The sequence below is a fragment of the Streptococcus pseudopneumoniae genome (genome assembly GCF_001074565.1).
Lineage (GTDB): Bacteria > Bacillota > Bacilli > Lactobacillales > Streptococcaceae > Streptococcus > Streptococcus pseudopneumoniae_J.
Window position 1 is genome coordinate 24,730 of sequence record NZ_JUQX01000034.1, and the last position, 18,630, is coordinate 43,359.

General features: G+C 39.9%; 18 protein-coding genes and 2 pseudogenes. 3 read left to right on the forward strand and 17 right to left on the reverse strand.

All coding sequences use genetic code 11. The features are described 5' to 3' along the window. Nucleotides 1-44: 44 nt before the first annotated feature. The 3 genes from ADI74_RS05260 to ADI74_RS05270 all read left to right on the forward strand — a co-directional run bounded on the left by ADI74_RS05260 (nt 45) and on the right by ADI74_RS05270 (nt 2,673). The gene (locus ADI74_RS05260) at nt 45-854 is read left to right on the forward strand and encodes a Cof-type HAD-IIB family hydrolase (protein WP_049537528.1); all 810 of its coding nucleotides are present in this window, start codon (nt 45-47) and stop codon (nt 852-854) included. A gap of 144 nt (nt 855-998) precedes the next feature. Beyond that, entirely contained in the window at nt 999-1,907 is a 909-nt protein-coding gene (locus ADI74_RS05265; protein WP_049537529.1) for an ATP-binding cassette domain-containing protein, read from the forward strand. Between the two features lie 10 nt (nt 1,908-1,917). Beyond that, nucleotides 1,918-2,673 carry an ABC transporter permease gene (locus tag ADI74_RS05270; protein WP_049537531.1) on the forward strand — a complete coding sequence of 252 codons (756 nt, stop codon included), beginning with the start codon at nt 1,918-1,920 and terminating at the stop codon, nt 2,671-2,673. Nucleotides 2,674-2,711: 38 nt separating this feature from the next. On the opposite strand, the gene ADI74_RS05275 is transcribed toward ADI74_RS05270, so the two are convergent. The 17 genes and pseudogenes from ADI74_RS05275 to ADI74_RS11470 all read right to left on the reverse strand — a co-directional run. Continuing rightward, complete coding sequence (locus tag ADI74_RS05275; RefSeq protein WP_049537533.1) at nt 2,712-3,590, reverse strand: sensor histidine kinase; 879 nt, start codon at nt 3,588-3,590, stop codon at nt 2,712-2,714. Then, nucleotides 3,590-4,288, reverse strand: coding sequence for a response regulator transcription factor (locus ADI74_RS05280; protein WP_049537535.1), 699 nt, complete (start codon nt 4,286-4,288; stop codon nt 3,590-3,592). The genes ADI74_RS05275 and ADI74_RS05280 overlap by 1 nt, the downstream gene beginning before the upstream one ends. 106 nt (nt 4,289-4,394) lie before the next feature. Beyond that, nucleotides 4,395-5,132: a TraX family protein gene (locus tag ADI74_RS05285; RefSeq protein ID WP_049537537.1), complete on the reverse strand. Its 738-nt coding sequence runs from the start codon at nt 5,130-5,132 to the stop codon at nt 4,395-4,397. A 144-nt stretch (nt 5,133-5,276) separates the two neighbouring features. Continuing rightward, entirely contained in the window at nt 5,277-6,152 is an 876-nt protein-coding gene (aguB, locus tag ADI74_RS05290; RefSeq protein WP_049537539.1) for an N-carbamoylputrescine amidase, read from the reverse strand. A gap of 9 nt (nt 6,153-6,161) precedes the next feature. Continuing rightward, nucleotides 6,162-7,247 carry an agmatine deiminase gene (gene aguA, locus ADI74_RS05295; RefSeq protein WP_049537541.1) on the reverse strand — a complete coding sequence of 362 codons (1,086 nt, stop codon included), beginning with the start codon at nt 7,245-7,247 and terminating at the stop codon, nt 6,162-6,164. Further along, nucleotides 7,244-8,371 carry a carboxynorspermidine decarboxylase gene (gene nspC / locus ADI74_RS05300; protein ID WP_049537543.1) on the reverse strand — a complete coding sequence of 376 codons (1,128 nt, stop codon included), beginning with the start codon at nt 8,369-8,371 and terminating at the stop codon, nt 7,244-7,246. The genes aguA and nspC overlap by 4 nt, the downstream gene beginning before the upstream one ends. After that, on the reverse strand, nt 8,371-9,630 hold the full coding sequence (locus tag ADI74_RS05305; RefSeq protein ID WP_000088769.1) for a saccharopine dehydrogenase family protein: 1,260 nt from the start codon (nt 9,628-9,630) through the stop codon (nt 8,371-8,373). Before ADI74_RS05305 ends, nspC begins: the two co-directional genes overlap by 1 nt. Beyond that, nucleotides 9,627-10,487 carry a polyamine aminopropyltransferase gene (gene speE / locus ADI74_RS05310; RefSeq protein WP_000366713.1) on the reverse strand — a complete coding sequence of 287 codons (861 nt, stop codon included), beginning with the start codon at nt 10,485-10,487 and terminating at the stop codon, nt 9,627-9,629. Before speE ends, ADI74_RS05305 begins: the two co-directional genes overlap by 4 nt. Further along, complete coding sequence (locus ADI74_RS05315) at nt 10,488-11,948, reverse strand: aminotransferase class I/II-fold pyridoxal phosphate-dependent enzyme (RefSeq protein ID WP_049537545.1); 1,461 nt, start codon at nt 11,946-11,948, stop codon at nt 10,488-10,490. A 641-nt stretch (nt 11,949-12,589) separates the two neighbouring features. Beyond that, nucleotides 12,590-13,144: a hypothetical protein gene (locus ADI74_RS05320; protein WP_049537547.1), complete on the reverse strand. Its 555-nt coding sequence runs from the start codon at nt 13,142-13,144 to the stop codon at nt 12,590-12,592. 101 nt (nt 13,145-13,245) lie between these two features. Next, on the reverse strand, nt 13,246-13,752 hold the full coding sequence (locus ADI74_RS05325; protein ID WP_049537549.1) for a YfbM family protein: 507 nt from the start codon (nt 13,750-13,752) through the stop codon (nt 13,246-13,248). A 98-nt stretch (nt 13,753-13,850) separates the two neighbouring features. After that, nucleotides 13,851-14,003 carry a hypothetical protein gene (locus ADI74_RS11215; RefSeq protein WP_192833031.1) on the reverse strand — a complete coding sequence of 51 codons (153 nt, stop codon included), beginning with the start codon at nt 14,001-14,003 and terminating at the stop codon, nt 13,851-13,853. Between the two features lie 21 nt (nt 14,004-14,024). Next, a pseudogene (locus tag ADI74_RS05330) lies at nt 14,025-14,900 on the reverse strand (DUF4300 family protein). 156 nt (nt 14,901-15,056) lie between these two features. Further along, nucleotides 15,057-16,796: a glycoside hydrolase family 13 protein gene (locus tag ADI74_RS05335; RefSeq protein ID WP_049537552.1), complete on the reverse strand. Its 1,740-nt coding sequence runs from the start codon at nt 16,794-16,796 to the stop codon at nt 15,057-15,059. A 164-nt stretch (nt 16,797-16,960) separates the two neighbouring features. After that, a complete protein-coding gene (locus ADI74_RS05340) occupies nt 16,961-17,452 on the reverse strand; it encodes a phosphoribosylanthranilate isomerase (RefSeq protein WP_049537553.1) in 492 nt (163 codons plus the stop codon). 63 nt (nt 17,453-17,515) lie between these two features. After that, a complete protein-coding gene (locus tag ADI74_RS05345; protein ID WP_049537555.1) occupies nt 17,516-18,397 on the reverse strand; it encodes a diacylglycerol/lipid kinase family protein in 882 nt (293 codons plus the stop codon). A 113-nt stretch (nt 18,398-18,510) separates the two neighbouring features. After that, nucleotides 18,511-18,616 (reverse strand): annotated as a pseudogene (locus ADI74_RS11470) (hydrolase); the annotation flags it as partial. Between the last annotated feature and the right edge of the window lie 14 nt (nt 18,617-18,630).

An 18,630-nucleotide genomic window follows, 5' to 3' on the forward strand; every position in this document is an offset into this window, starting at 1 on the left:
AAATATGCTATAATAAAAGCAAAACACCTAGAAAAGGAAGTCTTATGATTAAACTACTAGCCTTGGATATGGACGGAACCCTCCTCAATGAAGCCAAGGAAATCCCGCAAGCCCACATCACTGCCATTCACCAAGCCATTGAAAAAGGTGTCAAACTGGTTCTCTGTACAGGTCGCCCGCTTTTCGGTGTCCTCCCCTACTATAAACAACTAGGATTTGACCTACAGAACGAGTACGTCATTGTCAATAATGGTTGCTCAACCCATCAGACCAGTGACTGGAGTCTAGTTGACTGGCAAGAACTCAGTCCATCTGACATTGAATACCTCTATGACTTAGCAGAAAAAAGCGACGTCCAGTTGACTCTTTTTGATGAGAAGCATTATTTTGTCCTCGGTGGCAAGCCTAATCAAATCGTTCAAAATGATGCCAAGCTAGTCTTTTCAGACCTGACTGAAATTTCCCTTGAGGAAGCCACCAGTGGTAAATATCGTATGTTCCAAGGCATGTTTTTAGGAACAAAAGAGCAAACAGACGATTTTGAGCAACGGTTCGCTGAGGAACTCTGTCAACGATTCAGTGGAGTTCGTTCGCAGCCTGTCATTTATGAAGCCATGCCACTTGGAACGACAAAGTCTACTGCTCTTTCACGACTAGCAGCGATTTTGAAGATTGATTCCTCAGAAATCATGGCCATGGGAGATGCTAATAACGATATCGAAATGCTCCAGTTTGCAGGGTTTGGTATTGCTATGGGAAATGCCAGTGACCATGTCAAATCCCTAGCCGATGCTGTAACAGCAAGCAACGAAGAAGATGGAGTTGCACGTGCCATTGAGAAGTATATTTTATAGAGAAAATTCCCAGTTAAATCCTTAACTGGGTTTTTGACATTTTAAAAATCAGAAAACTTTAGAAACTCTTTAGAATTACTTGATGTTTCTTTGATTTCTATACCTTATACTAAAGTTAGAAAAATAAATCAAAAGGAGAAAATCATGAAAACAGTACTCGAAATTCATGGACTGACCAAACAATTTGGCCAACAAGCTATTCTTCAAGACCTTAGTCTAACCATAAAAGAGGGAGATATTTATGGTCTAATTGGAAAAAATGGAGCAGGTAAAACTACTCTTATCAAAATAATTACACAACTACTGTTTGCGGATAAAGGAACTATTTCCCTCTTTTCTAGTCAAGAACAAAATGAGTGGACCAAAGCTTTATCTCGAGTAGGTTCAGTTATCGAATCGCCTGTAGCCCATAATCACTTAACAGCATACCAGAATCTGAAATATTATTGTATGATTCGCCATATTCCAAATGCTGATAAAGTCATTCAAGAAACACTGGATTATGTAGGTTTGTCTGATACAGGGAAAAAAGTCTTTCGTGATTTCTCACTAGGAATGAAACAAAGACTTGGCATCGCCATCGCCCTCCTATCCAAACCTGATTTCTTAATTCTTGATGAACCCATTAACGGTCTCGACCCAATTGGGATCAAAGAATTTCGTCTCATGATCCAGCGGCTCAATCAAGAAAAAGGAATAACCATCCTCATCTCTAGCCATATCTTGTCAGAACTCTATCTCTTAGCTAATCGCTTTGGTATTCTGGATCAAGGTAAGATTATCCGTGAAATCAGTAAAGCTGAATTTGAAACACTGAGTGAGGATTATATTGTGCTTAAAACAAGCGATAAAGAAAGAGCTTGTCAGGTATTGAAAGAACAAATCCAACTCCAATTTAAGGTTGTTAATCCTGAAAATGAAATCCATATCTTTGGTAATGAACAAGATGTCAAACAGATTCTTAAGCAACTAACTTTGGCCGATGTTGCTATTGATGAGATTTACTTTGCCCGTCAAAACCTAGAAGAATACTTCACCCAATTAGTAGAATAGGAGAAAAATCATGATACACACCATTCAAGCAGATTTTTACCGTCTTTTCCGCTCCAAAGGATTCTGGATTACAGAATTCATTCTCTTTGTACTTATGTTAATGGGTGCTACTATCGGAGCTACAGGACATCTAATGTCAGTAAATACTACACCTGAAACAGAATTTCCGACCAAAGGTTGGGACGGCGTCCAAGCTCTTATCAACGCGTCTAGCAATGGTTCAAACCTCGTTTTTCTCTGCATCGTCCTGGCATGCCTCGTTCTTGGAGTTGATCTAATCGGCAAACTCTATAAAAATAGTTTGACAGTCGGCGTTTCTCGTACAGAATTTTTCCTTGCTAAATTCTTTGTTCTAGCAAGTATCGCTCTCTTACAACTCATCACCAGTCTTGTGATTGCCTTTATTCCCGCGACTCTACTAAACGGACTTGGTACAATGCCTGATGGTTTTGTTACTAATCTCCTCTTGACGATTTCCCTTCAATTTCTCTGCCTTCTAGCTTGGCTTTCCATCGTTTCCTTCATTCTCTATGTTAGTCACTCTTATCTAGCGGTATTTATTGGTTATTTGGTCAGCTCTATCCTACTTTCTATGCCAATGCTTGTTTTCCCAGACATTGAAATTCTACGATATTTAATTCTAGATTTTGCCTATGCTATGACTACTAATGGTCAAGCTATTCTCTATACCATCACGGTTTGCGTAACGGTCATACTTTTCTTCTCTTTCAGTGGACTGATTATTTTCAAGAAGAAAAGCTTATAAAAAGGACCTCCTCTAGGATATAGAGGAGGTTTCTTCTGTTAAAAATAGATAAAGACCGAAAACCATTCTCCATCAGCAACTAGCTTCATATCCGCTCCAAGAAGATGAACTAATTCCTCGGTAATATAGAGACCTAAACCAGAGGATTCTTCAGTATCCGACATGTTTTCAGAATAAAAACGATTGCTGAGATTGTCTATATTCTTGATAGGTTTTTTGACAAGATTATCGATTTGTAAAATAAGCCTATTTTCTTCCTTTTTCAAAGAAAGTCGAGCTTTCTCCTTGCCGTGCTTGAGAACATTTCCAAGAAGGTTTTGTATAATTCGATCAAGCAAGTCCTCATCAGTCGTCGTTTTCAATCCTGGTTCAACATTAAAATCAAGAACAATCTGTGAAGATTGAAAAACGTCGTAATAAGCTAAAGTCTTTTTCGTTATAAAAGTTGATAAATCAAGTTCTTCCAGTTTCGGCTTGACTGCTCCTTCCATCAAATGACGGTATTCGAGGAGAGCCTCCAAACGTTTGGAAACCAGTTCCTGATGATGGGCTATTTTATTTAAGGTTTCTGCACTATTATCGGGGTGTTTTATTAGTTGCTGAGTATATCCTGAAGCGATTGTCAAAGGTGTCCGAATATCATGAGCGATGTTACTGATTGCCATATCTAGGGTACGTTTTTCATGCTTCATGATGATCTGATTCTGTTCAACTTCTTGAAATAGATTCTCAATTTGGTTATGTAGACGCAAAATGGTCTTTGAAAAGAAATTTACCCCGATCCTCTTCATGCTACCAGAGCGAATCTTTTCTTCAATTTGTTTGCTTAAGTCTCTAATTGCTATATGATAGCGAATCAAAGAAATCGCCAAAATAATGTTAGTAAGGAGTAATATTGATATCAAAATGTATTTCATTATTTGTCTCCTTTTAATCGAACACCAACTCCCCAAATGGTTTCGATGTACTCATGATTTGGATCCAGTTGATGCAGTTTTTTACGGAGATTGCTTAGATGGGTGTTGAGCGTATTGTCTCCAGGCAGGTAACTTTCTTCCCAAATCAACTCATAGAGTTCTTCCTTGGTGAAGATTTTTTTAGGATGATGGAGCAACATTTGGAGAATTTGACACTCTTTTTTTGCAAGGCGAATAGTTTCAGTAGAATTGCTTATTTCAAAACTATCCGTATCGAACTGGATATTTTTAAAGTTTTGTACGAGGTTATCAATTTCTCTTCGATCTCCTGACTGATGTTCACCACTTTGGCGTAATTGCACAGTGACTCTGGCAAAGACTTCATCTAAATCAAAAGGTTTTACTATATAGTCATTGGCGCCGTCTAGTAGGTATTGGCTGATGAGCTTTTTATCACCCAAAGCAGTGAGCATGATGACCGGAGTCTGACTAGTTTGTCGAATAGCTTGCAAGACTTGGTCACCATTTTTCCCAGGGAGCATGATATCTAGTAAAACGAGATCAATGCCACCTTTATCAAATTGCATGATACCTTCTGTGCCAGAAAAGGCTTGTATCACCTCGTGTTCTTCAGTAAGAAGGGTTCTTAAAATTTCCTGGATTTCATTATTATCTTCAATTACAAGAATGCTCGCCATAAACCTCGTCCTTTCTAAAACTATTATAACATGTTTTGTTAGGAATTCCAGATACAGAAAAGCTCCTCTCACATTTTAAGCAAGAAGGAGCTAATGGATATTGAATCTACTTAACCAAATAGGCAATCAAGGCTATAATCCATAGATGAGCTGGGTAGAAAATATAAAAGAAATACTTATTCCATATAGTTTGTTCACCACGTTCCCCTTTATACAAGGCCATAAAAGGAAATACGGTGATAAAGAGCCAGTCAGAATTGTAAAGCATCATTTCCAGTGTTTGGTGCCAAGTGTCGTAAATTTGGATGGAAGTCACTAATAGGAAGGCCCACAGAAAGGCGTAGAGGAGATTTCGCAATCCCTTGCAATTTCGACAAGAGTAACTTATCAATAGAAATGGTAGCATGGTGATGCCACCCTCAGTAAAAAGACAACCGAAAATCAAGAGACCAGCAACTCCAATCCGACGCCACAATTTCTCTTTTTTATCCAGCTCTTTTCTGGGAAAACCAATCCAAAGCATGGTGACACCGATGGCCAAAGTAAAGAAAATATTATTATTTACCATTACTCCCTTAGAGGCAAACAGGGCATTGAGTAGGCTATTACCCGCGAACATGATAAGAGCCCAACTCCAGAGACGGATGAGATAGTCTTTCAGATTTCGAGTATGGATGAATCCTTCCATAGCCATATAGGCAAACCAAACTCCCACACAACGAGTCAAGGCGTGAAGAATACCTTCCCACAGAGGAGAAACGATTCCTGTAATATGAGGGATATGGTCTAGAATCATTACTGCCGCCATCAGGTACTTCAACTGCGTCGCATTCCATTTTTTCATAATAAACCTCTTTCTTTTTGATCTACATAGAGTATAGCATACATTTCCACGCATAATCGTACACCTATCTTACATTTAAAAAGCCTATCTTACATTTTTGTAAGACAGGCGTGAATGTCAAAAATTTACTATGAAATGTATCTTCTAATCCGTAATTCGTTGGTACATTTCTGGTCTTCTATCTCGAAACAAGCCCCAGTTTAGACGCTCGCTTGCTCCCTTATCAAGGTCATAAGTTGCTAACAGAACAGCTTCTCCTTGTCTTTCGGCTTGCTCTAGAATAGCTCCCGTTTCATCCGTCATAAAGGAGGAACCGTAGAAGTCAAGACTAGAACTCTGTCCACCATTTTCCTCACTTGGAGTGACTTCCTCTAATCCATAACGATTGGCTGCAATGACTGGAACAATATTTGCTGCTGCGTGTCCTTGCATAGTACGTTGCCAGTGACCACAACTGTCTGTATCCAAAATTGGTTCTGAACCGATAGCTGTTGGATAAAAGAGCAATTCTGCACCATTTAATGCAAGACAGCGCGCTGTTTCAGGAAACCATTGATCCCAACAGATGCCGATCCCAATCTTAGCATAGCGAGTATCCCAGACCTTGAAACCAGTGTTACCAGGCGTAAAGAAGAATTTCTCCTGATAGTAATGATCGTCTGGTATATGTGTTTTGCGATAAACTCCTAATACTTCTCCATCCGCATCAATGACAGCAATAGAATTGTATAAGACATTACCATCTTTTTCATAGAAACTGATTGGTAAAACAACCTGCAGTTCCTTAGCAAGCACTTTAAAATGCTGAATAGCTGTATTTTCTGTCACCGACTGGGCAAACTGATAGTAGTCATACTGGCGTTCCTGACAGAAATAGGGACGTTCAAACAACTCTGGCAAGAGAATGATTTGTGCACCTTGACCTGCAGCTTGACGTACTAAACGCTCCGCTGTTTGGATATTTGTTGCTACATCCTTGGCACATTGCATCTGGATTGCTGCAACTCTTACATTTCTCATCTTTTTCTCCTATTCAGGGATTTGTTGGGTGATACAGTGGATATTGCCACCACCTAAAAGAATATCTCTAGCTGGTATTCCGACAACTTTACGATCTGGGAAACAGTTGCTGAGGATATCTAGGGCCACTTGGTCGTTTACATCCTCAAACTGGGGAACCAAGACAGATTTGTTGGCAATATAAAAATTGACATAGGAAGCTGCAAGACGTTCACCTGCATAACGCTCTTCTTCCCCTTCTTCATAGATGTAGCCTGGCAAATCCTCTTCGGTTACAACTTGATGAAGCGCTGGGATTGGCAATTTATGAATAGTGAAGGGACGCCCTTTTGCATCTGTTTCCTTCTCTAAAAGAGCTAAATCAGCTACAGACATAGCATACTGGGGATCGTTTTGATCATCTGTCCAAGCTAAGACAAGTTCCGCAGGACCAACAAAGGCAGCAACATTGTCAACATGTTCATTGGTTTCGTCCTGATAAATACCGTAAGGAAGCCAAATAACTTTTTCAGCACCAAGACTCTCTAATAAGGTGTTTTCAATTTGCTCTTTAGACAGGTGGGGATTGCGTCCAGGACTTAGAAGACAACTTTCAGTCACAAGAATGGTTCCTTGACCATCGCTATGGATCGCGCCTCCTTCCAGTACAAAAGGTTTGGCATCGTAAACAGGCATTTCCAAGACCTCAGCAAAACAACTGGCTACTTGGTCATCATCTTTATAATCTTGGTAGAGGCCATCGACTGCACCACCCCAGGCATTGAAAGACCAATCGACTGCCAACTTTTCTCTTTTATCATTGACGAGAATGGTTGGGCCTGTATCTCTAGCCCAGGCATCATTGGTGGGAATGTCTAAATAAACGACCTTGTCTCCAAGATAAGATTGGGCTTCAGATAGATAGTCCTGCTCCACCAAAAGATAAACAGTTTCCCCTTCTGCTATGGTCTTTATAATTTGGCTAAATGCTTTTTTTGCAGCCTTTCCTTGAAAGGGCCATGAACCTGGTCGAGTTGGCCAAATCATCAAAGTACCATGATGGGGTTCGTATTCTGCAGGCATACGATAGCCTAGTTTTTTCGGAGTTTCTATCATGATAATCTCCCTTTAAAGTCTTGATAGCCGAAAGCTTTGACTAAGCTGCAGTCTCCCTGCTTGTCCATAAGATAGAGGCTTGGCAATCCAATACCGTTAAAGGTATTATTTTTAACAAATGAGTAAATAGCCATGTCTTCAAAATAAAGTCTATCACCGATTTGGATTGGATTTTCAAAGCTATAATCGCCAATCACATCACCCGTCAGACAGGTATTAGAAGAGAGTCTATAAGTATGGGCTTTTTCCTGTGGCTCAAAGCCGTTTCTCAAAGGTGGACGATAGGGCATCTCAAGTACATCAGGCATATGGCAGGTCGCAGAGGCGTCTAAAACCAAGATCTCCATACCGTTTTCGACAATATCCAATACCTCAGTTGCCAGATAACCTGCATTGAGCGCAATGGCTTCGCCTGGCTCGATATAGACTTCAAGATTGTAAGTATTTCGGATACGCTTGATTTCAGAAATCAGCAAATCCACATCATAGTCTTCTCTTGTGATATGATGTCCGCCACCCATATTGAGCCATTTAACTTGATGTAAGTAAGAACCAAACTGCTCTTCTACTGCTTTCAAAGTTGTCTCTAAATCATCTGCCCCTTGCTCACAAAGAGTATGAAAATGAAGTCCGTCCACTAAATCCAACAAATCACTAGGAATTTTATCAAGTGTTACACCAAAACGAGAACCTGGTGCACAAGGGTCATAGAGCGCGTGATCTCCTTGGGTTGAACATTGAGGATTGATACGCAAACCGACACTAATACCAGCCTCACGACAACGAGGCCCATGTTTACGCAACTGTCTCTCCGAATTAAAGACAATATGGTCTGTAATTTCAAGTAATTCCTCCAAGTCCGCATCCTTGAAAGCTGGAGCAAATACATGGACTTCCCCCGGGAATTCTTCTCTAGCTAGCTTGGCCTCATAGAGACCACTTGCAGTTGTACCAGATAGGTACTGGCTAATCAAGGGATAGGTTTTGTAGAGGGAATATGCTTTCTGGGCAAGCAAAACCTTGCAACCAGCTTCTTCTTGTACATATTGTAAAATGCGACAGTTGGCTTCTAACTTTGCTAAGTCAATGACGTAAGCTGGTGTTGGTACATGTTCTAGCTTCATTAGTCCACCATTTGTGGGTTTTCTACCACAACCCATGGCAATCCGTACTCATTCAAAGCTTCCATGAATGGATCTGGATCTAATTCTTCAAGGTTATAAACTCCAGGTTGTTTCCAAGTTCCGTTCATAACTAATTTTGTCCCAATCATAGCTGGAACTCCTGTTGTGTAAGAAATAGCTTGTGAACCAACTTCTGCGTAGCACTCCTGATGGTCGCAAACATTGTAGATGTAGATTGTCTTTTCAACGCCATCTTTGACACCTGTAAAGATACAGCCGATATTTGTTTTTCCAACAGTGCGTGGGCCAAGGCTTGCAGGATCTGGAAGCAAGGCTTTCAAGAATTGGATTGGTACGATTTCTTGGCCGTTAAAGTTAATAGCATCTGTACGAAGGAGTCCGACATTTTCCAAGCATTTCATGTGCGTTAGATAAGATTGGCCAAAAGTCATAAAGAAACGAATGCGTTTAACACCTGGGATGTTTTTGGCAAGTGATTCAATTTCTTCATGGTGGAGGAGATACATGTCTTTTTGACCAACTTGAGGGAAATCATACTCACGTTTGATAGACATAGCTTCAACTTCTACCCATTTTCCATCTTCCCAGTAAGAACCTGGTGCAGAAACCTCACGGAGATTGATTTCTGGGTTAAAGTTTGTTGCAAATGGATAACCGTGGTCACCACCATTACAGTCTAAAATGTCGATATAGTGGATTTCATCAAAATAGTGTTTGAGAGCATAGGCTGAAAAGACGCTGGTTACCCCTGGGTCAAAACCAGATCCAAGCAGAGCTGTCAAGCCTGCTTCTTTGAATTTTTCCTGATAAGCCCACTGCCATGAATAATCAAAGTAGGCTGTAAAACCAAGTTCCTTGCAGCGTTTTTCGTAGATGGCACGCCACTCAGGATCTTCTGTATCCTCTGCCTCGTAGTTAGCTGTGTCGATATAGTGAACTCCAGTCGCTAAACAAGCGTCCATAATGGTCAAGTCTTGGTATGGTAAAGCTACGTTCAAAACGGCTTCTGGCTTGTAGCTTTCAATCAAAGCAATCACTTCTTCAACCTTGTCAGCGTCAAGGGCAGCTGTCTCAATCTTTGTACTTGTTTTGCCTTCTAATTTAGCCTTCAAGTCATCGCATTTTGACTTGGTACGGCTAGCAATCATAATCTCTGTGAAGGTTTCGCTATCTTGGCAAATCTTTGAAATAGCAACTTGGGCAACGCCCCCACATCCAATAACTAGTAAACGACTCATTTTTTTCCTTCCTCTTCTTCTAAAATGTCCTCAACATACTTGGGCAACATAAAGGCCCCCACATGTAAGTTTGCAGTGTAGTATTCTGTGAAAAGCTGGCGTTTTTTCCAGCCTTCCTTGTCAAAATCTTTGACAGGGTGGTATTTTTTCGATGCAAATCCAAACAACCAATAGCCAGCTGGGCTAGTTGGAATATGGGCCTGATAGACCCGACTGATTGGAAAGGCTTGATTGACCTTACGGTGCATACTTCGGCAAGCTGACTCATCTTCGTCAAAGAAAGGACTACCATGCTGATAAATCATGATGCCGTCTTCTTTCAAGGCTCTGTAACTGTTCCCATAAAATTCCTTGGTAAAGAGCCCTTCCGTATGTCCAAATGGATCTGTCGCATCGTTGATGATAATATCGTAGTCATCTTCACAGTTTCGTAAAAAGCGTAGTCCATTTTGGTAGTAAATGGTAACACGGGGATCATCTAGCCCTGCAGCAAAGTCTGGGAAATACTCACGACAGACTTCAACCAGCATCTCATCCGGTTCCACAATATCGATTTGCTCCAGTTCAGGATAGAGGGTTAATACTTGGGCAACACCACCGTCACCACCCCCAATAACCAAGACTTTCTTGGGATTTGGGTGGACAGCCATGGGAACGTGTACGGTCATCTCATTGTAAACAAAATCATCTGCATCTGAGAATAAGACATGCCCATTTAAAATCAGTATTTTCCCAAAAGCTGGCGTATCCAAGACTTCGATATCCTGCCATTCACTTTTACCAGCGTAGAGTTGTTTGGCTGTTCTCAGGGACAATTTGACATCTGGAGTATGAACTTCAGAAAACCATAAATCCATCTAGTTCTCCTTTCTCTTAATGACGTTGATGTGATTGACCTCTGGATCTTCCGTTCCTTGGAGGGAACAACCACGTTCTTTGGCAAATTGGATATAGTCTACAATTTCTCGTGTAATGCGTTCACCAGGAGCCAAGATAGGAATCCCTGGAGGATAGCACATGACAAATTCTCCACAGACTTGTCCAACAGATTCGTCCAGGGTCAAACTTCTTCTCTCTGAATAGAAGGCTTCTTGTGGAGACAGCACTAACTCGGGCTGAATATATTCTCCAGCTATCAAGTCCTTCCCATCTCGTGAGTAAAGTCTCTTAATATCAGCCAAAGCGCCAACCAAACGCTCGATGTCTTGGATACGGTCACCAATCGAAATATAGGCCAAGATATTGCCAATATCACCAAACTCGATCTGAATGTCGTATTCATCTCGTAGGAGGTCATAAACTTCGATACCTGTTAAACCAATACCCTGAGTGTAAACTGACAACTTGGTCACATCAAAATCACAGACAGACACACCGTCTATTAACTCTTTAGAGTAAGCATAGTAGCCACCTATGGCATTGATTTCACGACGAGCGTACTCAGATAGCTCAATGACCTTCTCAAAAGACTCTTTCCCGCGAAGGGCTAGGTTGCGACGTGAAATATCCAAACTAGACATTAACAAGTAGGAGGCGGATGTTGACTGGGTCAGGTTAATGATCTGACGAACGTACTCAGGATTCATCTGCTTCCCAATAAGTAAAATAGAGCTTTGGGTCAAACTCCCACCAGACTTATGCATAGAAACCGCCGCCATATCAGCGCCAGCGTCCATAGCAGATAGCGGCAATTTATCTGTGAAATGCAGATGTGCTCCATGGGCTTCATCCACTAAAACAAGCATGCCTGCTTCATGAGCCATTTCTGTTAAACCCTTGAGATCTGAACAAATTCCATAGTAAGTAGGATTGTTAATCAAAATGGCCTTGGCATCTGGATGCTCCTTAATTGCCTGCGCAACACGGTCATTTTCAAGTCCTAAAGCGATGCCGATTTTAGGATCCACACTCATCTCGATATAGATGGGAATAGCACCACATAGAACCAGCGCATTGATAGCAGATTTGTGGACATTACGTGGCAGAATAATCTTATCTCCTGCCTTGCAGGTGGAAAGAATCATGGTTTGCACGGATGAGGTTGTTCCGCCAATCATGAGAAAGGCATGCGCTGCTCCAAAAGCATCCGCAGCCAGCTCCTCTGCATCCCGAATAATCGAAATAGGATGGCCTAGATTATCCAATGGTTTCATAGAATTGACATCAATACCAACGCATTTTTCCCCTAAGAGTTCGACCAACTCTGGGTTACCACGTCCACGTTTGTGACCTGGTACATCGAAAGGTACAATTCTTTTTTTTCGTAACTTTACCAGCCCCTCATAAATAGGGGCCTGATTTTGATCTAACTTTTTCAAGACATACTCCTTTACCGTATTTTTAACTCCTCAAAGTGATGAGGGCGACCAAAGGTTGACTTATGAAAAAAGAGCAGGTTTTCACCTGCTCTGCAATCTTCTGACGTGTTTATTTTGGTTTCTGTTGAGTATGTCTGTTCCCGATGTTTCCTAACTCTCTAGTAGCAAATATTACGTACTTTATTGATCGTTTCACAAGATGACGTGTGCTTTCACCACACTAAAATTTATGAATTAGGACAAGCGTCCTAACATCAACTTATAAAAGTAGGCTTTTAACCCTATCAATAATGTGGCTTTTCAACCACGCTTCGGCATTCAACCCTGCCTGTCCGTAGGCATTTTTTACTCGGGTTTATATTTGCTAGAAAACATCTTCTCATTTTCTAAGCCTTATAACTATATCATGTTTACAAAAGCTTGTAAAGTATTTTGTGAAAGTTTTTTTAAGAATTTCATTTTTTGTTCGCAAAATGGTATTTAACGATAAAAAGAAATCGTTTTAAAATGTTATAGGTATAAGAAAAATGAACCACAACCATAACATTTAGACTGGCGGTCTTACTATACCGATTTTCATCTTAATAGGCTAAGACTCGACATAAATAACTTTTTTTGTTCGGCTTCATAAAAACCTCAGTCTAGGAAGTAGGAATCAACTGCTCTAATTCTAATCCTGAAAGATGTCCTTGATTGTAAAGTTTTCTAAGTAAGTCCTCATCTACGGTAATTGAATAATAGTCCGTCACAAACTCATGAAATCGCTCAAAACTATCAAAGAAATAAGATAGTAACCATTCACCACCATCCTGATCTTGGTAGGTATTTTGATGCTCTTGACCGTCATACCAGATAAAGAAGGTTGTTTCATCTTTTTGCTCTTCTGAATAAAGATTTTGATACTTTTCATCCAGTCCTTTATAAAATCCGTCTATGATGTCTTGATTCCACTCATCCGCAGCAAATTGACTTAAATTGCTTTCATGATCAAAGCCTTTTACAAGAATCATTTTATCAGTAAATATCACATCTAGAGAATCACCAGAACCGTTGTCAATGAGATAACGGATTCCATAGCTTTCCTCAGTTTTAACTATCAATCGAAGCCAGGTCTTGTCTGGATCTGTTCGATACTCATCAATGACGAGCAAAGCATCTAAGCGAGTCTTAACCTTGTCCCATTCAATTTTTTCCATCTCTTAAAACCTCCATGTTAAATATTTAAAATTTATTAAGATCACAAGTTCTATAATCAATTTTTATGTATTTCAACAGACTAAATGGATAGTAAAAATACTTAACAAATAGTCACTAAGATATTTCCCTTGAGATCTAAGATTTTCTTATAAAAGTCCTTCATTTTTACAAAGCAGGTTCGAATTTCATCCTTGATTTCTTCCTCTTCATCAAGATAATCCCAAATATCGGGATACAAATCTGCCTTCTTGCACGCTTCCATGCTAAAGTCTGCCAGAGCCCCATCCATGTCAAAATTCTCTAAAGCTTGAACACTCTCAGCTATTTTTGAGTGTTCAGTATAGGCTATATATTCTGACACATTTTCTAAAGGGGTCACTCCCAAGACAGCTTCTCTCAAAGGATCGTCATCCATAAATTCTGAACTACTAAAGCCTGTCATAACAAAGAGTAAGGCGTCCCACATTTTGTCAATATCTATCAACGTCTCATTTTCCTTAGGATAATCCTCTACTAAGTCAAACAATTCCTCTTCCTGACGAGAATCTGGCTCTATTTGGCTTAATTCATTGTCAGATAGATATCGATAATTAGCAATCATTCCCATAAAGTTTCCTCCTATTAGTCCCCTTTCTTGAAAAAGGCAAGAAATCTACTGTTTTTGGACACTCCTCGTTATTTCTCCTTCTCATCCTCAGTCACTTCTCAGACTTCTGACTGATAGCCCTCACCGTCAATATCATAGCGCTGCATATAGCCTAAAAATCGCTCTTTATTATTTGTCTTACGAGGTTTGAGAATGTTTACAGCCCAGAATCCGATCAGAATGACAACTAAAAGCGCTACTACTGTCTCCATACTGCTTCTCCCTTGCCTACCTTAATAACCTTCAACCCACTTTTCATTGTCCATGATGAAAGGTTTAGCTAGACCGTCACCTGTGTAATCAGCATATTTGGTGGATAGATACTTGTAACAATCTTCCTTGCTCGCAAACTTAATAGCTTGATAAGGCTCTTCAAAAGTCAGTTTCTCTACAAATAAGAAACCCTCCTCAGCTGGCACTAAAATACCAACATGCCCGACAAAAAGAAACTCTCCGTCAAGATTATCATGCAACACAACAGACAGCATTCGAGCCTTGTCATTAAATTGAAACTGGGAGAAGAAAGTCTCCATCTTCTGCGCGTGTACTTTTACATCCGTCGTTGCTTCTGTCTCCACCCTAGAAAATAGAATATCAAACTCTTCCTTATCTTTTGCATCAAACACCTCTCCCTTATCAATAGCGTCATTATCCACAAAAAGTAGCTGGTCATTCTTTTCAAGTTTTGGGATCGTGACTGAATTTTTCAAGAGCGCATAGCTATTGATACGGCAGTTGGTCCCGACAAAGTCACCCTTTTCTTAATTCCAGAGACTGCTGATTTTCTCTACATCGTATTCTGTCTTCGTAAAGGAGGAAAAATCACCACTTAAGCCAGTGGAGCCGACAGTCGCATTATAGTCTGTAACAAGATTGAAAAATGCATCAACACTATTTGGGTCCAAGTGAGCTGATAAGAGAGATTTGACCTCTTCGGTACTGACTTGACTGTTTAAATTGGTATATGAAGCCGTCCAAGGAACTTTATCTGAATTGGCCTGTGTCTGATTTGTAGCTTCAGTCCTCGGTTTATTTTGGTGACAAGAAGCCAATCCAAGTAATAAGGGGAAACACAGTCCCAAGACTACTACTTTTCTCATTCGTTTCATGCAATTCTCTTTCTAAGGTACAAGTCTCTTTTTCATTTTAAACACCATTTGCTAATCATGCAGCTAGTAATCGTTGACTTAGCTATATTATACTACATAAGTCAAAAAAAGACTGCACGAATCACCCATTCATTACAGTCTTTTTAATCTTATTTTTTATTGAATGACGAAACCTTTAGGCAAAATCACCAGTTGCTGGTCCAATTCTTGGCAATGACTGGTCAGCGCTATAGTATCACGACCTACAAGATAGTTTTCACTTGATTGGTTAAAAATAGCTTGGATTTTTTGCCCATCATAATCCCATGCCAGAGATACCACATCTGTCTTGATTTCTTTCAGGCTATAGCTTCCATGTTGTATAATGTCTGAAACATCCTTGCGAAGCTGAATCAATTTCTTCATGAAATGAAGCATCTCATTACTATCGGAAACACGTTCCCAAGGCATGACACGACGACAATCTGGGTCTGGTCCTCCATCTAACTCCAACTCAGTTCCATAGTAGAAACACGGTGTCCCCCTTTGTAAAAAGAGGCAAGCAAGGGCAGACTTCACAAATTGAACATCTCCCTTGGCAGTAGCCAAAATGCGCTCCGTATCGTGCGAATCCAAGAGATTGAACATCACTTCCGAAATCTGCTGTCTATAGTACATAGACTGACCATTGATTTCATCGATAAATTGATAAGGCTTCTTAACCCCTCGCAAGAAATAATCCTTGATACTATCAGAGAGAGGATAGTTCATAACTGCGTGGAACTCATCACCATTTAGCCAAGGCTGAGAAGTGTGCCAGACCTCCCCCAGAATATAAAGGTCAGGTTTTTTAGCCAAGACAGCCTTACGGAAATCTCTCCAAAATTGGTGGTCGACCTCATTGGCCACATCCAAGCGCCAAGCATCGATATCAAACTCTTCAATCCAATAGGTCGCAACGCTCAACAAATAGTCTCTTACTTGAGGATTTGCCGTATTGAGCTTAGGCATATAGCTCTCAAAGGCAAAGGTGTGGTAGGATAGTTCTCTTTTATTAACAAGATTTTCTTTAACGACTGGAAAGTCTTGAATATGGAACCAGTCTTTATAAATAGAATCTTCACCATGTTTGAGAACATCCTGCCACTGTGGAGATTGGTCTCCGATATGGTTGAAAACAGCGTCCAGCATGATTTTCATGCTTCTCTGATGGGCCTCCTCCACCAGTTTACGGAAGGTTTTCTTATCTCCAAAATGACGGTCAATTTCGAAATAATCCGTCGTATTGTACTTGTGATTGCTTGGAGATTCAAAAATCGGACAGAGATAAAGACCTGTAATGCCCAAGTCTTGCAAGTAATCCAGATGGTCAATGATACCTTGTAAATCACCACCAAAGAAATCGCTCATCTTTGGTTTGATAGAGGAATCCCAAGCTAGGACACCTTCTGGAGAAATCTCAGGCTTGCCATTAGCAAAGCGTTCTGGGAAAATCTGGTACCATACCATCTCTGCTACCCAGTCAGGAACATGGCAAGCATCAATCTCATGGATATACGGGATTTTAAAGCCATTTCCTTCATAATGAAGATTTTCAAGCGTGCTTGCAACACATCCCTTATCGCCATATAAGATCTTCTGACAATGCTTATCCTTGAGTTCAAAAAGATACTGGAGTCGTGCATAGTCAACCGAAACTTCCGCTTGCCAGTAATCAAATAAAGCATCGGAGGTAACTTTGCTCATCTCCTTGATTACTTCATAACGGTCCTCTATAAAGATAAAAGGATCTCCATAATGCAAGTTGATGCTTTCAATATCATCTTTCTTGGTCCGGATACGAATGTGCATTGTCTTATCTTTATAAAGATAAGCATACTCCGACTCTGGTCTGTGGTAAATGGCTGTTAATTCCAATGTATTTATCTCCTAATTCACTTATAACGCAAACGTTTTCACAACCGTGGTTCTAGTATACTACTTTAAAATTTTATTTGCAAGGCTTGTCTGTAGTTTTGATGGTTTGTTTTGCAAAATAAAAAGCAGTAAATCTCACAACTTACTACTTTTTAAATGATGATTTACAAATGTCTTTCCAGCCAATCAATCTTCTTAAAATCCTTATTGTTGTTGTGATCATTTCGATAGGAATCTTGGGAAGAAGCCTTGTAAATACTTAAATACTGTTCTATACTTGGAACGCGAAAAGTGGTGTTTTCGAGATGAATCAGCTCTATATCCGATTCCGAAACTCCTGCAAAATCAGGTAAAGAATCGATACTTCCGAATTCAACACTCACGCCATCCTTTTGGAATTCATGCTCATGGATATCTATCAAGGTGTAGCCTAAGCGGTTCATAACTTTCATTATCTTGTCCCACTCATAAATTCTGAGATGATCAGGTGCTTCCCAACCTCTAGGGTCACCAGGCACATGAATGTCAATGTCAGACGGCCCCCATTCTTCATTTGAACGGTATTCAAATCCCAAAGACCCCATGAGCGTCGGAGTGATTCCGATTTGGTTTAAATGAGAACAAATTGTTCGAAATTCATCAAATAGAGAATTCATTCCTCCTCCAATCGTTGATATGAAACTCGATTTCGCAGTGAAAAATAAACTAATTTTTAATTTCTACTCTTTCGGTTTTGAAAATACTTCTACTCGCTGAGCTAGGACTTTGATTTCTACAGGTAGGTTATCCGATTTATCGCCATCAACATCTGACTCCAATTCACTATCTGAAGAGATCTTAATATTACGTGCTCTGATATACTCAATATTATCATTGCCAACAACATCTCCTTTTAGTAAATCAGGAATGACGGATAATTTAGAGAATATAGAAGCATCTTTTAGAATCAAAATATTGGCATAGCCATCTTTGTCTTCTTCAAAGATTTTCTTGTCAGCGAAGTAATTTGTCAAGAGAACCAAAACATGACTAGCTTCACCATCATAATTTCCATTTTCTGTCTCAATCTTAATGTTAAAGACCTGATCCGTCATCACGGACTTCATGGTATTTACAGCATAGGCTAAAATACCGAATTTTGTCTTGTCCTCGATTTCAACATTGTGAATCGCCTCAGGCAGAGAACCGATACTAAAAATATAACCAAAATAGTTATCATTTGCTTTACCGATATCAATCTTGTTGGTTAAGTTAAAATCGAGTTCATCAATCGCACCATCGATGTCTTGATTGATTTCCAACAGTTTGGTAATGAGGTTACCAGTACCACCAGGGATAATCCCTAACTTAGGAATGTAGTCTCTCTCAGCAATACCTGAAATAACTTCATTGACCGTCCCGTCTCCACCAAAAACAACCACTGCATCGTACTGCTCACGAGACGCTTCTTCAGCAAAATTTGTTGCATCCAAAGCTTTTTCGGTAATTTTGGTTTCAACATATTCAAAGTATTCTTTTGCTTTATTCTCCAGCTTTTCTTTATAATCCAAAGCCTTTTCCCCACCAGAGGTAGGGTTGATAATTAACATTGCTTTTTTCATTGATAATACTCCTTAATTTTTAAATAGAAATGTTAGTGTAACTACATCAGTCATTACATATAATGCTATTATATAATGAAATCTCAGAAAATAGAAATCAGACGTACCGGAGATTAATATAATTTTATTCTATTTTCCCATCACCTTTAAGGATTCATCCAAATCAGAATAAGATTTATCCTTTATCCAATAAGGAATACCATAAGCTGCCTCTGCCACCAAGTGAGATGGCG

What these genes read in the sequence shown, in the direction of transcription:
- speE (WP_000366713.1), bottom strand. Translation starts at nt 10,487, where the DNA reads ATGGATTTATGGTTTTCTGAAGTTCATACTCCAGATGTCAAATTGTCC.
- ADI74_RS05265 (WP_049537529.1), top strand. Translation starts at nt 999, where the DNA reads ATGAAAACAGTACTCGAAATTCATGGACTGACCAAACAATTTGGCCAA.
- ADI74_RS05275 (WP_049537533.1), bottom strand. Translation starts at nt 3,590, where the DNA reads ATGAAATACATTTTGATATCAATATTACTCCTTACTAACATTATTTTG.
- ADI74_RS05280 (WP_049537535.1), bottom strand. Translation starts at nt 4,288, where the DNA reads ATGGCGAGCATTCTTGTAATTGAAGATAATAATGAAATCCAGGAAATT.
- ADI74_RS05260 (WP_049537528.1), top strand. Translation starts at nt 45, where the DNA reads ATGATTAAACTACTAGCCTTGGATATGGACGGAACCCTCCTCAATGAA.
- aguA (WP_049537541.1), bottom strand. Translation starts at nt 7,247, where the DNA reads ATGATAGAAACTCCGAAAAAACTAGGCTATCGTATGCCTGCAGAATAC.
- ADI74_RS05305 (WP_000088769.1), bottom strand. Translation starts at nt 9,630, where the DNA reads ATGAGTCGTTTACTAGTTATTGGATGTGGGGGCGTTGCCCAAGTTGCT.
- aguB (WP_049537539.1), bottom strand. Translation starts at nt 6,152, where the DNA reads ATGAGAAATGTAAGAGTTGCAGCAATCCAGATGCAATGTGCCAAGGAT.
- ADI74_RS05285 (WP_049537537.1), bottom strand. Translation starts at nt 5,132, where the DNA reads ATGAAAAAATGGAATGCGACGCAGTTGAAGTACCTGATGGCGGCAGTA.
- ADI74_RS05325 (WP_049537549.1), bottom strand. Translation starts at nt 13,752, where the DNA reads ATGGGAATGATTGCTAATTATCGATATCTATCTGACAATGAATTAAGC.
- ADI74_RS05320 (WP_049537547.1), bottom strand. Translation starts at nt 13,144, where the DNA reads ATGGAAAAAATTGAATGGGACAAGGTTAAGACTCGCTTAGATGCTTTG.
- ADI74_RS11215 (WP_192833031.1), bottom strand. Translation starts at nt 14,003, where the DNA reads ATGGAGACAGTAGTAGCGCTTTTAGTTGTCATTCTGATCGGATTCTGG.
- ADI74_RS05340 (WP_049537553.1), bottom strand. Translation starts at nt 17,452, where the DNA reads ATGAATTCTCTATTTGATGAATTTCGAACAATTTGTTCTCATTTAAAC.
- ADI74_RS05270 (WP_049537531.1), top strand. Translation starts at nt 1,918, where the DNA reads ATGATACACACCATTCAAGCAGATTTTTACCGTCTTTTCCGCTCCAAA.
- nspC (WP_049537543.1), bottom strand. Translation starts at nt 8,371, where the DNA reads ATGAAGCTAGAACATGTACCAACACCAGCTTACGTCATTGACTTAGCA.
- ADI74_RS05345 (WP_049537555.1), bottom strand. Translation starts at nt 18,397, where the DNA reads ATGAAAAAAGCAATGTTAATTATCAACCCTACCTCTGGTGGGGAAAAG.